7 protein-coding genes are annotated in these 14371 nt (G+C 71.6%); 4 read left to right on the top strand and 3 right to left on the bottom strand.

Going from position 1 to position 14371, the window contains the following annotated elements; translation table 11 throughout:
- Positions 1–182 precede the first annotated feature (182 nt).
- The 3 genes from LNW73_RS10215 to fxsT are packed head-to-tail and all read left to right on the top strand — an operon-like array spanning position 183 to position 5777.
- Positions 183–1283, top strand: coding sequence for an FxsB family cyclophane-forming radical SAM/SPASM peptide maturase (locus LNW73_RS10215; protein WP_250992867.1), 1101 nt, complete (start codon positions 183–185; stop codon positions 1281–1283).
- Positions 1280–2722 carry an aKG-HExxH-type peptide beta-hydroxylase gene (locus tag LNW73_RS10210; protein WP_250989718.1) on the top strand — a complete coding sequence of 481 codons (1443 nt, stop codon included), beginning with the start codon at positions 1280–1282 and terminating at the stop codon, positions 2720–2722. The genes LNW73_RS10215 and LNW73_RS10210 overlap by 4 nt, the downstream gene beginning before the upstream one ends.
- Before the next feature lie 58 nt (positions 2723–2780).
- On the top strand, positions 2781–5777 hold the full coding sequence (fxsT, locus tag LNW73_RS10205; protein ID WP_250989717.1) for an FxSxx-COOH system tetratricopeptide repeat protein: 2997 nt from the start codon (positions 2781–2783) through the stop codon (positions 5775–5777).
- A 98-nt stretch (positions 5778–5875) separates the two neighbouring features.
- Here fxsT and LNW73_RS10200 read toward each other — a convergent pair whose 3' ends face one another.
- From LNW73_RS10200 to LNW73_RS10190, 3 genes are all read right to left on the bottom strand, one after another.
- Positions 5876–9658 carry a multifunctional oxoglutarate decarboxylase/oxoglutarate dehydrogenase thiamine pyrophosphate-binding subunit/dihydrolipoyllysine-residue succinyltransferase subunit gene (locus tag LNW73_RS10200; protein WP_250977669.1) on the bottom strand — a complete coding sequence of 1261 codons (3783 nt, stop codon included), beginning with the start codon at positions 9656–9658 and terminating at the stop codon, positions 5876–5878.
- Positions 9659–9888: 230 nt separating this feature from the next.
- Positions 9889–10965 carry a HAMP domain-containing sensor histidine kinase gene (locus LNW73_RS10195; RefSeq protein ID WP_250977670.1) on the bottom strand — a complete coding sequence of 359 codons (1077 nt, stop codon included), beginning with the start codon at positions 10963–10965 and terminating at the stop codon, positions 9889–9891.
- Positions 10962–11678: a response regulator transcription factor gene (locus LNW73_RS10190; RefSeq protein ID WP_250977671.1), complete on the bottom strand. Its 717-nt coding sequence runs from the start codon at positions 11676–11678 to the stop codon at positions 10962–10964. Before LNW73_RS10190 ends, LNW73_RS10195 begins: the two co-directional genes overlap by 4 nt.
- Positions 11679–11880: 202 nt before the next feature.
- Between LNW73_RS10190 and lon the strand changes: the two genes are divergently transcribed.
- Complete coding sequence (lon, locus tag LNW73_RS10185; protein ID WP_250989716.1) at positions 11881–14349, top strand: endopeptidase La; 2469 nt, start codon at positions 11881–11883, stop codon at positions 14347–14349.
- Positions 14350–14371: the final 22 nt, after the last annotated feature.

The raw sequence follows: 14371 nt of genomic DNA, 5'->3' as shown, positions 1-14371 counted from the left end.
ACCGATCCGGACAATGCCGATACGCCGGCGTTTGCGTTGCCGCAGGAGAAGGAAGGTTCCGCCACGAACCGGGGGACAGGGGACACGCAGTGAGGCAGGCCACGGAAGGACCGGTGAAGCCGCCGGAACCGTCGGGGGCGGACGGTCCACGCCCGGTCCCCTTCCGCCAGTTCATCCTCAAGATGAACGGCCGCTGCAACCTCGCCTGCCGTTACTGCTATCTCTACGCGGGCCCGGACAGCGGCTGGCGGCACCGTCCCGCCACCCCCGCCGCCCCGGTGCTCGACGCCACCGCCGCCCGGATCGCCGAACACGCCGCCGCGCACGGGCTCACCGACATCGCCGTCGTCCTGCACGGCGGTGAACCGCTGCTCGCCGAGGCCGGAGCGCTGGGCGCCGTCGTCGACCGGGTGCGGGCCGCGGTGCCCGCGGACTGCGCCGTGCACGCCACCGTCCAGACCAACGGCACGCTGCTCGACGACGAGCGGCTGCGGACGCTGGCCGCGCACCGGATCCGGGTCGGGGTGAGCCTCGACGGCGGGCTGCCCGCCCACAACCTGGCGCGGGTGGACCACGCGGGCCGCCCGTCGTGGCCGGCCGCCGCCCGTGGGCTGCGGCTGCTCGCCGAGGACCGGCACCGGGCCGGCTACGCGGGGGTGCTCTGCGTCGTCGACCTCGCCTCCGACCCCGCCGAGGTCTACGAGTCGCTGCTCGATTTCTCGCCGCCCGCCGTGGACTTCCTCCTCCCGCACGGCAACTGGAGCGCACCGCCGCCCGGCCTGCCCGCACCCGCGGAGCGGCCGGCCCCGTACGGCGACTGGCTGTGCACCGTCTTCGACCGGTGGTGGCGCGCCGACCGCCGCCGGGTCCGGGTGCGGATCTTCGAGGAGTGCCTCGCGCTGCTCCTCGGCGCCCCCGCGGCCACCGAATCGCTGGGCCTGCGGCCGTTCGACGCCGTCGTGGTGGAGACCGACGGCAGCATGGAACAGGTCGACTCGCTCAAGTCCGCCTACGAGGGCGCCGCCGCCACCGGGCTCGACGTCTTCCACCACTCCTTCGACGAGGCCCTCGCGCACCCGGGTGTCGCCGCCCGGCAGAGCGGACTGGCCGCGCTGGCCGGACAGTGCCGCCGCTGCCCGCTGGTCCAGGTGTGCGGCGGTGGCAACTACGCCCACCGGTACCGCGCCGGCGAGGGGTTCCGGCATCCGTCGGTGTACTGCGCGGACCTGCAGCGGCTGATCCGCCATGTCGCGGACCGGCTCGCCGAGGCGGCCGCGGCATGACCGCAGGGATCCTCTCCGGCGGGCCCGGCGGCGTATCCGACGCCGTGCTCCGGGAACTCGGCGGAACCCACGGCGGCCGCGCGGAGTTCGCCCTGCTCACGGCGGGCCAGCAGCGGCTGCGCCTGCTCCAGCTGCGCGCCCTGTTCGACGCGGTCGCGCTGCGCCCCGGCCCGGGTGCGGCGGCGTTCCGGCGGCACTGGGCGCTGCTGGAGGCCGCCGACCGGGCGGACCGGGACGCGGCGCGCGGCGTGCTGTTCTATCCCCTCGTCGGCCCCTGGGTCCGGCGCTGCCTGCGGCGGCTCGACAGCGTCGCGCAGGGCGGGCAGGACCGGAGCCCGGAACTCCTCCGCGAGCTGTCGCACTTCGGCCTCCTCGCCGCCGCGGCGGCGGCGCGCGCCCGCGTGCCGTTCACCCTCAGGACGATCGGTCACGACGGCCTGGTGGTGCTGCCGACGCTGGGCGTGCTGCGTTTCGCGCAGGCGCCCGCCGGCACCGGTCCCGAACCGGTCGAACTGCGCGGCTCCGGCGGCCGGGTGGCGGTCATCGTGCGGGACGGCGTCCCCGCCGTGGTCCACCCGCACCGCGACGGTTCCTGGCGGTCCGGCGATCCGCGCTGGTGCCCGCTGAGGGTCCTCACCGGCGGCCCGCGGCCGGTGCTGCTCGACGAGATCGACCCCTTCCGGACCGAGGACAGCGGTCTGGAACGGCACGGCCTGCGGGCCGACGACCGGCTGACGGCCGCCGGGTCCGACCAGTGGCAGGACGCCTGGGCCGGCGCCATGTCTGTGATCCACCTCGGCGGGGAGACCCGCGCCGCCGAGGTGGCGGCCCTGCTGGAGTGTTTCGTACCGCTGGCCCCGCCGCCGGGCGCCGGGCCGCACGGCAGCGGCGTCTCGCACTGCAGCGGAACCCGCCGCGAGGCCTTCGGCGCCGTGCTCAGCAGCACCCCGCGGACCCCCGGCTATCTCGCCGCGACGCTCGTCCACGAACTGCAGCACGCCAAGCTGGGCGCCCTCGCCGATCTCGTCCTGCTGCACACCTCCGGTGCCCAACGGCGCTACTGGGCACCCTGGCGACCCGACCCGCGCCCCTTCGACGGGCTGCTGCAGGGCGCGTACTCGCACCTGGCGCTCGCCGAGTACTGGCAGCTGTTCGCGCTGGGCGCCAAGGACCCGGCGGAGCGCGACAAGGCATGGGCCGAGCACTCCCGCTGCCGCGAACAGGTCGGCGCCGCGATGCCCGCGCTGGCCGGCTCGCAGAGCCTCACCCATGAGGGAAGGGTGTTCGTCAACGCGATGGTCCGCCAGCTCACCCGATTGAAGGATCATCCCCCGCCCGAGGGGCACTTGGCCCGTGCGAGCGCCTATGTGGAGACCGCCCGCAGGATGTGGCGGAGGCAGACCTCGGGAGGGGAACCGCCGGTGTATGTTCCCAGCTAAGGGATCTGACGGTCCGTCGAGGCCGTTCGTTTGTTCGCATCACGAGGGAGACGGTCGCATGGCCGTAGTGCGGAAGTCGGCGGCAACGGCCGAAAGGCAGCCCGTCACCATCAGCTTCGCGGGATTCAACCGGGCCTGGGCCGCGTGGATCGGCGACCGGCTCGAACGGCAGGGGCACCGGGTCTCCTTCGAGCGCTTCGACCCGCCGCCCGGCACCTCCATCGAGCAGGCGCTGGAAGACCTCATGCTCGCCGAGGGACGCATCCTCGTCATCCTCAGCGACTGGTACTTCCAGCTGGGTCCGCGCACCCACGAGGAGTGGAACCAGGCGCTGCGCACCGTCGTCGCCTCGAACACCGACCGCTTCGCCGCGGTCTCGGTCACCAACGCCGCGCTCCCCACCGCGACCGCCGCGCTCAGCGCCTCCTCGCTGTGGGGGATCGGCGCGCACGAGGCCGAACGCCGGCTGCTGGCCCGGCTCGGCACCGCCGACACCGCTCCGCCGGAGGAGAAGCCGGGGCGCTCCGGCCCGCGCTTCCCCGCCGACCAGCCGCGGGTCTGGGGCGGCGTCCCGCGCCGCAACATCCGGTTCACCGGGCGGGAGAACCTGCTCGGCAGCGTCTATCACCGGCTGCAGCAGGCCGAACAGGGCGCCGCCGTCGTCACGCTGCTCGGCATGTCCGGCGTCGGCAAGACCCAGATCGCCGCCGAGTACGTCTACCGCTTCGGTTCCGAGTACGACGCCGTCTGGTGGGTCCCCGCCGATCAGCGCGGCACGCTGCGCCAGCGGCTGGCCGAACTCGCCCCGGCGCTCGGCCTCACCACCGGGCCCGAGTACGGGGAGCGGCTGCGCGCCGTCCTCGACTCGCTGCGCCGCGGCACCCCGTACTCGCGCTGGCTGCTCGTCCTGGACGGCGCCGACCAGGTCGGGGACATCGCGGACCTGCTGCCCAGCGGCCCCGGCCACGTCCTGATCACCTCGCAGAACCGGGCGTGGGGCGAACACAACACCGCCCTGATGGAGATCCCGGTCTACTCCCGCGAGGAGAGCGTCGCCTTCGTCCGCCGCCGGGCCGGCCGGCTCGACGAGACCGACGCCGACCGGCTGGCGGAGGCGCTGGAGGACCTGCCGCTGCTGCTCGACCAGACCGCCGGCTGGCTCAGCGACTCCACCATGTCCGTCGACGAGTACATCGGGCTGCTGAGCACCGGGAACAACCGCGAAGCGGGCCTGAAGGTCGCCGCCGACTTCCCGATGACGTTCCAGACCGCCTGGTCGATACTGCTGAACCAGCTCCGTGACACCGAGCCCGCCTCCATCGACCTGCTGCGGATGTGCGTCTTCTTCGCACCGGGTCCCATCCCGGTCCGGCTGCTGCGCGAACTGCCGGCCCGTGACCTCCCCGAGCAGCTCGTCGGGCTGATGAACGACCCGCTGCGCTGGAACGACGCCACCGCCAAGCTCGTCCAGTACTCGGTGGTGCGCCGTGAGTCTCACGACGTGGGGTCCGACGAGCCGGGCGGCGGCTCCGAGATCCTGCACATGCACCGCATGGTCCACCAGACCGTCCGCGACGGCATGCCCGAGGCCGACCGGCGCGAGTACGCCGTGGTGGTGCGCCGCGCGCTGGCCGCCGCGGACCCGGGCCGCCCCACCGACACCCGGCTGTGGCCGCGGTACGCGGAGATCACGCCGCACCTGAAGGCGGCGGGGGTGCTGGAGAGCACCGACCCGGACATCCAGCAGCTGGTGCTCAACTCGCTGCGGTACATGTACCTGTCGGGCGAGTACACCTCCGGGCTCAAGCTCGCGGAACGCGGGCTGGCCGCCTGGAAGGAACTGCTCGGCGAGTTCCACCCCCGCATCTGGGACATCACCCGGCACTACGCCAACCTGCTGCACGCCACCGGCAGTTACGCCAAGGCCGAGGCGATCTGCCGGATCGCCGTGGACCATCTGCGCGAGGAGCGCGGCCAGCAGGACCTCGACCTGCTGCGCGCCGCCACCGGACTGGCCGCGTCGCTGCGCGGCCTCGCCCGGTACGACGAGGCGCACGAGGTGTCCCGGCTGGTCCTGGAGGGCTATCTGGAGCTGGTCGGCGACCGCGACTCGCGCACCCTCAGCGCCCGCAACAACCTCGCCGTCTCGGTGCGGCTGCTCGGCCGCTACCAGGAGGCGCTCGAACTCGACCGGCAGACCCTCGACATCCGCCGCGACGCCCTGCGCCCACGTCACTCCTGGACGCTCTTCTCCGAGATCAACTACGCGTGGGACCTGCGGCTGCTCGGACGGTACGACGAGTCCGTCTCGGTGCAGGAGCGCAGCGTCCGCACCCACCGGGACGTCATGGGCCCCGACAACCCGCAGACCCTGCGGGCCGAGCACACCCTCGTCATGGGCCAGTACCGGGCCGGTGAACGCCGCGCCCCGGCGCTGCTGGCGCGGCTGCTGGAACGGGTGGAGCGCGTGCTGGGCGAGAGCGACCCGCTGACGCTGATGGTCGCCTCCAGCTACTCCTGTGTGGCACGCGAACACGGCGACCTGGACCGTGCCCGCAGCGTCGGCGAGAGCGTCGCCCGGCGCTACGGCGCCACCCTCGGGCCGGCTCACCCGTACGTGCTGGGCTGCCTCGCGAACAACGGGCTCGTGCTGCGCGCGGCCGGTGAGCGCCAGCAGGCCCAGGAGCTGATCGAGGAGACGCTCACGGGCATGAACGAGGTGGTCGGTCCCGACCATCCCTGGACGCTGGGCTGCGCGCTCAACGCCACCGCCACCCGCAACTTCTCCGGAGACCCCGAAGGGGCGGCCGAACTCAGCCGCGACACCGCGGCCCGTGCCGCGGCCACCCTCGGCGGCGACCACCCGATGACGCTCTCGGCCCGGATCGCGCTCGCCGCCGACCTGCGGGCGCTGCGCAAGATCCAGGAGGCGGAGAAGATCGAGGAGGAGGCGATCGCGACGCTGGCCGCGACGCTCGGTCCCCAGCACGTCCACACCGTTTCGGCCCGGTCCCGCACCCGGCCGTTCTGGGACTTCGAGCCCCAGGTCACCTAGGCCCTAGAACCGCCTGGGCACGGACAAGGGCCGGGCCCGCCACCTGAGATCAGGTGGCGGGCCCGGCCCTTGTCGCACGCGGTGTCGTGCGCCCGTGGTCAGATCTCGAAGACCTCGTTGACCAGGGACTCCTGCTCGGCCTGGTGGCGCTTGGCGGAGCCGACGGCCGGCGACGAGGACGACGGGCGGGACACCCGGCGCAGTCGGTCGGCGTTGTCGGGAGCGGCGCCCAGCACCAGGTCCAGGTGGTCGATCAGGTTCAGCGCGATGAACGGCCACGCACCCTGGTTGGCCGGCTCGTCCTGCGCCCACACGTACTTCTGGGCACCGGTGTACCGCGCCAGCTCGGACTGGATCTCCTTGCCGGGGAGCGGGTAGAGCCGCTCGATCCGGACGATGGCGACCTCGTTCGCGCCCTTGGCCTCACGTGCCGCGATCAGGTCGTAGTAGACCTTGCCGGAGCAGAAGACCACCTTGCGGACGGCGGACGGGCTGACCGTCGTGTCACCGATGACCGGCTGGAACCCGCCCGAGGTGAAGTCCTCGGACCGGGAGTTCGCGGCCTTCAGTCGCAGCATCGACTTCGGGGTGAAGACGATGAGCGGCTTGTGGTGCGGGTTGTGCACCTGCCAGCGCAGCAGGTGGAAGTAGTTCGCCGGCGTGGTGGGGCTGGCGACCGTCATGTTGTTCTGGGCGCACATCGCCAGGAACCGCTCGATGCGGGCCGAGGAGTGGTCCGGGCCCTGTCCCTCGTAGCCGTGCGGCAGCAGCAGGGTGACGCCGGACGTCTGGCCCCACTTCTGCTCGGCGGAGGAGATGAACTCGTCGACGATGGTCTGCGCGCCGTTGACGAAGTCACCGAACTGCGCCTCCCACATCACCAGCGCCTCGGGCCGGGCCAGCGAGTACCCGTACTCGAAGCCCATCGCCGCGTACTCGCTGAGCAGCGAGTCGTAGACGTTGTAACGGGCCTGGTCCTCGGAGAGGTAGAGCAGCGGGGTGTAGTCCTCGCCGGTCTCCCGGTCGACCAGCACCGCGTGCCGCTGGCCGAACGTGCCACGGCGGGAGTCCTGGCCGGCGAGCCGGACCGGGGTGCCCTCCATGAGCAGCGAGCCGACGGCGAGGGTCTCGCCCATCGCCCAGTCGATCGTGCCGTCCTCGACGCTGGCCGCGCGGCGCTGCAGCTGCGGCAGCAGGCGCGGGTGGACGGTGATCCGGTCCGGGATGTTGACCTGGGCGGCGGCGATCCGCTTGATGGTCTCCTGGCTGATCGCCGTGTCCAGCTTGACCGGGAACTCCTGCGTCGGCACCGGCATTTCGGTGGCGACGGGGGTGGAGGCGGCCTCGCGGACCTCGGTGAAGACCTTCTCCAGCTGGCCCTGGTAGTCCTGCAGGGCCTGCTCGGCTTCTTCCAGGGTGATGTCGCCCCGGCCGATGAGGGACTCGGTGTAGAGCTTGCGCACCGAGCGCTTCTTGTCGATCAGGTCGTACATCAGGGGCTGGGTGAACGACGGGTTGTCGGCCTCGTTGTGACCGCGGCGGCGGTAGCAGACCAGGTCGATCACGACGTCCTTGTTGAACGTCTGGCGGAACTCGAAGGCCAGCCGCGCGATGCGGACCACGGCCTCCGGGTCGTCGCCGTTCACGTGGAAGATCGGCGCCTCGATCATGCGGGCGACGTCGGTGCAGTACATCGACGAGCGCGACGCGGCCGGGGCGGCGGTGAAGCCGACCTGGTTGTTGATCACGATGTGTACGGTGCCGCCGGTGCGGTAGCCGCGCAGCTGCGACATGTTCAGCGTCTCCGCGACGACGCCCTGGCCGGCGAAGGCCGCGTCGCCGTGCAGCGCGACCGGCATGACGGTGAAGTCGGTGCCCGCCTTGTTGATGATGTCCTGCTTGGCGCGCGCGATGCCCTCGACGATCGGGTCGACGGCCTCCAGGTGCGAGGGGTTCGCCGCCAGCGAGACGGTGATCTGCTCGCCGTCCAGACCGGTGAAGGTGCCCTGAGCGCCCAGGTGGTACTTGACGTCGCCGGAGCCGTGCATCGACTTCGGGTCGAGGTTGCCCTCGAACTCCCGGAAGATCTGCGCGTACGACTTGCCGACGATGTTGGCCAGCACGTTGAGCCGGCCGCGGTGGGCCATGCCGATGACGACCTCGTCGAGGCGCGACTCGGCGGCCGCGTCGATGACGGCGTCGAGCATCGGAATGACGGACTCGCTGCCTTCCAGCGAGAACCGCTTCTGGCCCACGTACTTGGTCTGCAGGAACGTCTCGAACGCTTCCGCGGCGTTCAGCCGGCGCAGGATCCGGAGCTGCTCGTCACGCTCCAGCTTGCTGTGCGGGCGCTCGATGCGGTCCTGGATCCACTTGCGCTGCTTCGGGTCCTGGATGTGCATGAACTCGACGCCGACGGTGCGGCAGTACGAGTCGCGCAGCACACCGAGGATGTCGCGGAGCTTCATCAGCGACTTGCCGGCGAACCCGCCGACCGCGAACTCGCGCTCCAGGTCCCACAGGGTGAGGCCGTGCTCCAGGACGTCCAGGTCCGGGTGCTTGCGCTGGCGGTACTCCAGCGGGTCGGTGTCGGCCATGACGTGGCCGCGGACCCGGTAGGAGTGGATCAGCTCGAAGACCCGCGCGGCCTTGGTGACGTCGTCGTCGTGCGCGGTGTCGATGTCGGTCCGCCAGCGGACCGGCTCGTACGGGATCCGCAGCGACTCGAAGATGTCGTCGAAGAAGCCGGTCTCGCCGAGCAGCAGCAGGCTCATCTGGCGCAGGAACTCGCCGGACGCCGCACCCTGGATGACCCGGTGGTCGTAGGTGCTGGTCAGCGTCATGACCTTGGAGATGCCGAGCTTGTTCAGGGTGTCCTGCGACGTGCCCTGGAACTCCGCCGGGTAGTCCATCGCGCCGACGCCGAGGATCAGACCCTGTCCGGGCATCAGCCGCGGCACGGAGTGCACGGTGCCGATGCCGCCGGGGTTGGTCAGCGACGCGGTGACGCCGGTGAAGTCGTCCATCGTCAGCTTGTTCGCGCGGGCGCGGCGGACGATGTCCTCGTACGCCTGCCAGAACTCGAAGAAGTTGAGCGTCTCGGCCTTCTTGATGGCCGCGACGACCAGCTGGCGGTCACCGTTCGGCTTCACCAGGTCGATGGCCAGGCCCAGGTTGACGTGGGCCGGCTTGACCAGCGTCGGCTTGCCGTCCTTCTCCGTGAAGGAGTGGTTCATCGTCGGCATGGCCTTGAGGGCCTGCACCATCGCGTACCCGATGAGGTGCGTGAAGGAGACCTTCCCGCCCCGGGCGCGCTTGAGGTGGTTGTTGATGACGATGCGGTTGTCGAACAGCAGCTTCACGGGAATCGCGCGAACGCTGGTCGCCGTCGGCAGTTCGAGGCTGGCGTTCATGTTCTTCGCGACGGCGGCCGACGGGCCGCGCAGCGTAACGTACTCCGGTCCCTCGGCCGCTGCCGGTTCCGCGGCCTTGGCCGGTGCGGCCGATGCCTTCGCGGGAGCGGCGGCCGGCTTGGCGGGGGCCGGGGTGGTGGCCGCGGGCGTGGCTGCCGCGGCGGCCGGCGCCGGAGCGGCGGCCTTCGCGGCGGCCGGCGCGGCCTGTGGGGCAGGGACAGCAGCCGTGACCGGGGCGGCCTGAGCCGGCGCGGCCGGGGCGGCCACGGACGAACCCGTGTCCGTCCCTGGCTTGTAATCGGCAAAGAAGTCCCACCAGGCTCGGTCTACCGAGTTCGGGTCCTGGAGGTACTGCTGGTAGATCTCATCGACGAGCCACTCGTTGGGGCCGAAGCCCGCGGCAGGGCTCTTGCCCTGACCGTTGGTCTCGATCGATGTGCTCGAGCTATTGGGGGACTGTGGCGACACGGCGGCAACCGCCCTCTTCCGCTTCACAAGATGGTGGACAGCGGGAATAAAGGCTACGCCTACCGGGCCGTTCGGCGCAGGCCCGGGGGTCAGTCGTCGCGTAAGTCACACCGGAAGAGGGGTTTCGGCGCTGTGCATGGCGGGAAATTGGTCCCTCTTAAGGGGTTGTGACGGCGTCCCCCCGTACGAGTACGGCCCGCTGTCCGCCGCACCCGTATTGCCAGCCTATGTCAACGTTGCGCGGGAACCGAACCCGGAAGCGTGACGCGGATCCGGCAGCCACGGGGGGATTCGGCCACCTCGATGTCCCCGCCGTGCAGATCGACCGCCCAGCGGGCGATGGCCAGACCCAGCCCCGTACCGCCGTCGCCGCCGGGGTGGGCGCCCCGGTTGAAGCGGTCGAAGACCCGGTTGCGCTCGGACTCCGGGATGCCGGGACCCTCGTCCCGCACATCCAGGTCCAGGCTCCCGGGCACGGCCCCGCGCCGGGCGCGGACGGTGACCCGGCCGCCGGGCGGGCTGTGCTTCACTGCGTTGTCGACGAGGTTGGCCACCACCTGGTGCAGCCGCTCGGCGTCGGCGTACGCGGTCAGCTCCGGCGGTGAGACGTCCAGGTGCAGATGCACGTCGGCGCGGGGGCGGCTGCGCTGGCCGGCGCGGGCGGCGCCCTCCATGCCCAGGCTGGCCGTCTTCAGCACGGCCGACAGATAGGGCCAGACCTCGAAGGGCTTGGCGTCCAGGTGCACCGCGCCGCTGTCCAGCCGCGACAGGTCCAGCAGCTGGCTGACCAGCTTGCCCAGCCGCTCGGTCTGCTGCAGCGCGGTCCGCATCGTCTCGGGATCGGCCTCGGACACCCCGTCGACGACGTTCTCCAGGACCGCCCGCAGCGCCGCGATGGGCGTCCGGAGCTCATGTGAGACATTCGCCACCAGTTCCTTGCGGTGCTGGTCGACGGCCTCCAGATCGGCCGCCATGCGGTTGAACGTCTCCGCCAGCTCACCGACCTCGTCGCGCCGTACCCGCGCCACCCGGCGGCTGTAGTCGCCCTGGGCCATGGCCCGCGCGACCGCGGTCATCTCCCGCAGCGGCGCCGTCAGGCCGTGCGCCACGAACTGGGTGATCAGCAGACAGGCGATGATCGAGAAGATCGTGATCACCCGCAGCTCGGTGGCCGAGTGGATCGCGACGATCACCAGCAGCGTCGTGATCAGCACCGAGACGACGACCAGCAGCTGCAGGGCCGCCTTGATGGACCGCAGCGGGTCGTAGGGCCTCAGCGCCGCCCACAGGCGCGCCCACAGCCTCATGGGGCCGGGGTCTCCAGCGCGTAGCCGACGCCGTGCACCGTACGGATCCGCTCGGCGCCGATCTTGCGGCGGAGCGCCTTCACATGGCTGTCGACGGTGCGGGTGCCGGACGCGTCGGCCCAGTCCCAGACCTCGGCGAGCAGCTGCTCACGGGAGAGGACGGCGCGCGGCTGCTGGGCCAGGCACACCAGCAGATCGAATTCGGTCGGGGTCAGGTGCACATCCGTGCCGCGCACCCGGACCCGTCTCTGGGAGTTGTCGATCTCCAGGTCGCCCAGGAGCAGACTGCCGCCGCGCGGGCTGTGCGCGGCTATGTTCGCGCGCTCCACGCGGCGCAGCAGCACGTGTACCCGGGCGGCCAGCTCGCGCATGGAGAACGGCTTGGTCATGTAGTCGTCCGCGCCGACCCCGAGGCCGACGAGCATGTCGGTCTCGTCGTCGCGCGCGGTCAGCATCAGCACCGGCACCGGCCGCTGTGCCTGGACCCGGCGGCAGACCTCCAGGCCGTCGTAGCCGGGCAGCATGACGTCGAGCACCAGCAGATCGGGCTGCCAGGCGATCGCGGTCTCCACCGCGGTGGGTCCGTCGCCCGCCGTGCGTACCTGGAACCCCTCGGCGCGCAGCCTGGCCGCGATGGCGTCGGCGATCGTCGGATCGTCCTCCACCACCAGCACCCGGCGCTGTGCGCCTGGTGTCGTCTGTGTGCTGTCCATTGCCGCCCCACAAGGTCGTCCCGGTTGGCATGCAGCGTACGGGGCGGTCAAGGCGCTCGGCTACGTGGCCCAAAAAGGGCACCCGGCGCCCTTTCCGGGCGTCACGAACGTGATCGCTCAGAGCGAACATCCGTTGGGGAACACCGGGGGCATCAGATGCATTGAGTCCACATAGCTCAACTTGCTTGCTTAGGGAGAGATCATGGCTGCTGTAACCGCATCGTCCGGACCGCTCACCCTGCCCGTGCTGCCACTGGATGACGCTGTGGTGCTGCCCGGCATGGTGGTGCCGCTGGACCTGACCGACACCGAGGTGCGCGCGGCCGTGGAAGCCGCGCAGGCCGCGCACGTCTCAGGAGGTAAGAGCAAGCCGCAGGTGCTGCTTGTTCCACGGATCGACGGCACGTACGCCGCGGTCGGCACGCTCGGCTGGATCGAGCAGGTCGGCCGGCTGCCCGACGGGGACCCGGGCGCGGTCATCCGCGGGGTGACCAGGGTGCGGATCGGGGCCGGCACCACCGGACCCGGCGCCGCGCTGTGGGTGGAGGCGACCGAGGTCGAGGAGCCGCCGGTCACCGAGGCGCCCGGCGCGGTCGCCGAGCTCGTCAAGGAGTACAAGGCACTGGCCACCAGCTGGCTGCGCAAGCGCGGTGCCTGGCAGGTCGTGGACCGGGTGCAGCAGATCGAGGACGTCTCGCAGCTCGCGGACAACTCCGGCTACTCCTCGTTCCTGACGACCGAGCAGCGGGTGCTGCTGCTGGAGACCAGCGACCCCGTGGAGCGGCTGCGGATCGCCGTCGCCACGCTGCGCGACCACCTCGCGGAGCAGGATGTCGCCGACACCATCCGCAAGGACGTGCAGGAGGGGATGGAGAAGGCGCAGCGCGAGTTCCTGCTCCGCCAGCAGCTGGACGCGGTCCGCAAGGAGCTGTCCGAGCTGAACGGTGAGCCGGAGGACGAGGCCGGTGACTACCGGGCCCGCGTCGAGGCCGCCGATCTGCCGGAGAAGGTCCGCGAGGCCGCGCTCAAGGAGGTCGAGAAGCTGGAGCGCTCCTCCGACGCCTCGCCCGAGGGCAGCTGGATCCGCACCTGGCTGGACACGGTGCTCGAACTGCCGTGGAACACCACCACCGACGACGTGTACGACATCCCGGGCGCCCGCTCGGTGCTCGACGCGGACCACGCGGGCCTCGATGACGTCAAGGAGCGCATCACCGAGTACCTGGCGGTGCGCAAGCGCCGCTCGGACCGCGGTCTGGGCGTCGTGGGCGGCACATCGGAAGGGGCGGCGCGCAGCGCCTCCGGCAAGGGTGGCGGTGGGCGACGGGCGGGAGGCGCCGTGCTGGCGCTCGTCGGCCCTCCCGGGGTCGGCAAGACCTCGCTCGGCGAGTCCGTCGCGAAGGCGATGGGACGGAAGTTCGTCCGGGTCTCGCTCGGCGGCGTCCGGGACGAGGCGGAGATCCGCGGCCACCGGCGCACCTACGTCGGCGCGCTGCCCGGCCGGATCGTCCGGGCCATCAAGGAGGCCGGGTCGATGAACCCGGTGGTGCTGCTGGACGAGATCGACAAGGTCGGCTCCGACTACCGGGGCGACCCGGCGGCGGCACTGCTGGAGGTCCTGGACCCGGCGCAGAACCACACCTTCCGGGACCACTACCTGGAGGTCGAACTGGACCTGAGCGACGTGGTCTTCCTGGCCACCGCCAACGTCCTGGACTCGATCCCCGAGCCGCTGCTCGACCGGATGGAACTGGTCAGGCTGGACGGCTACACCGAGGACGAGAAGGTCACCATTGCCCGTGACCACCTGCTCCCGCGCCAGCTGGAGCGGGCCGGACTCGTCACCGACGAGGTGTCGCTCGACGACTCGGCGCTGCGCAAGCTCGCCGGGGAGTACACCCGCGAGGCGGGTGTGCGCACCCTGGAACGGTCGATCGCCCGCATCCTGCGGAAGATCGCGGCCCGGCACGAACTGGGCGAGCAGAAGCTGCCGTTCACCGTCACCGACGCGGATCTGCGGGCGCTGATCGGGCGGCCGCACCACACCCCGGAGTCGGCGCAGGAGCCGGACGAGCGGCGGACGGCGGTCCCCGGGGTGGCGACCGGCCTGGCCGTGACCGGAGCGGGTGGCGACGTGCTGTTCATCGAGGCGTCGCTGGCCGACCCGGAGACGGGCGGATCGGGGCTGACCCTCACCGGCCAGCTCGGCGACGTGATGAAGGAGTCGGCCCAGATCGCGCTCTCCTTCCTGCGCTCGCACGGCGCCGAACTGGAGCTGCCGGTCGGCGACCTGAAGGAGCGCGGTGTGCACATCCACGTGCCCGCCGGCGGCATCCCGAAGGACGGCCCGAGCGCGGGTGTCACGATGACGACGGCGCTCGCCTCGCTCCTGTCGGGGCAGCGGGTCCGCACCGATGTGGCGATGACCGGTGAGGTGTCGCTGACCGGGCGGGTGCTGCCGATCGGCGGCGTCAAGCAGAAGCTGCTGGCCGCGCACCGGGCCGGCATCACCACGGTGATCATCCCGAAGCGCAACGAGCCCGACCTGGACGACGTGCCCGCGGAGATCCTGGAGAAGCTCGAGGTGCACCCGGTCTCCGACGTCCGGCAGGTGCTGAAGCTGGCGCTGGAGCAGTCGGTGGCGGACGACCGGATCCCGGTCGCCGCCTGACCACTGCCGCTCCGGCGGCGCA

Source organism: Streptomyces sp. RKAG337 (genome assembly GCF_023701715.1).
Taxonomy (GTDB): domain Bacteria; phylum Actinomycetota; class Actinomycetes; order Streptomycetales; family Streptomycetaceae; genus Actinacidiphila.
The sequence above is the reverse complement of the archived record's forward strand: the minus strand, read 5'-3'. Positions and strand labels throughout refer to the sequence as shown.

Coding starts and splice junctions, on each gene's coding strand:
- LNW73_RS10215 (WP_250992867.1), top strand. CDS start 183: ATGAACGGCCGCTGCAACCTCGCCTGCCGTTACTGCTATCTCTACGCG.
- LNW73_RS10210 (WP_250989718.1), top strand. CDS start 1,280: ATGACCGCAGGGATCCTCTCCGGCGGGCCCGGCGGCGTATCCGACGCC.
- fxsT (WP_250989717.1), top strand. CDS start 2,781: ATGGCCGTAGTGCGGAAGTCGGCGGCAACGGCCGAAAGGCAGCCCGTC.
- LNW73_RS10195 (WP_250977670.1), bottom strand. CDS start 10,965: ATGAGGCTGTGGGCGCGCCTGTGGGCGGCGCTGAGGCCCTACGACCCG.
- LNW73_RS10190 (WP_250977671.1), bottom strand. CDS start 11,678: ATGGACAGCACACAGACGACACCAGGCGCACAGCGCCGGGTGCTGGTG.
- lon (WP_250989716.1), top strand. CDS start 11,881: ATGGCTGCTGTAACCGCATCGTCCGGACCGCTCACCCTGCCCGTGCTG.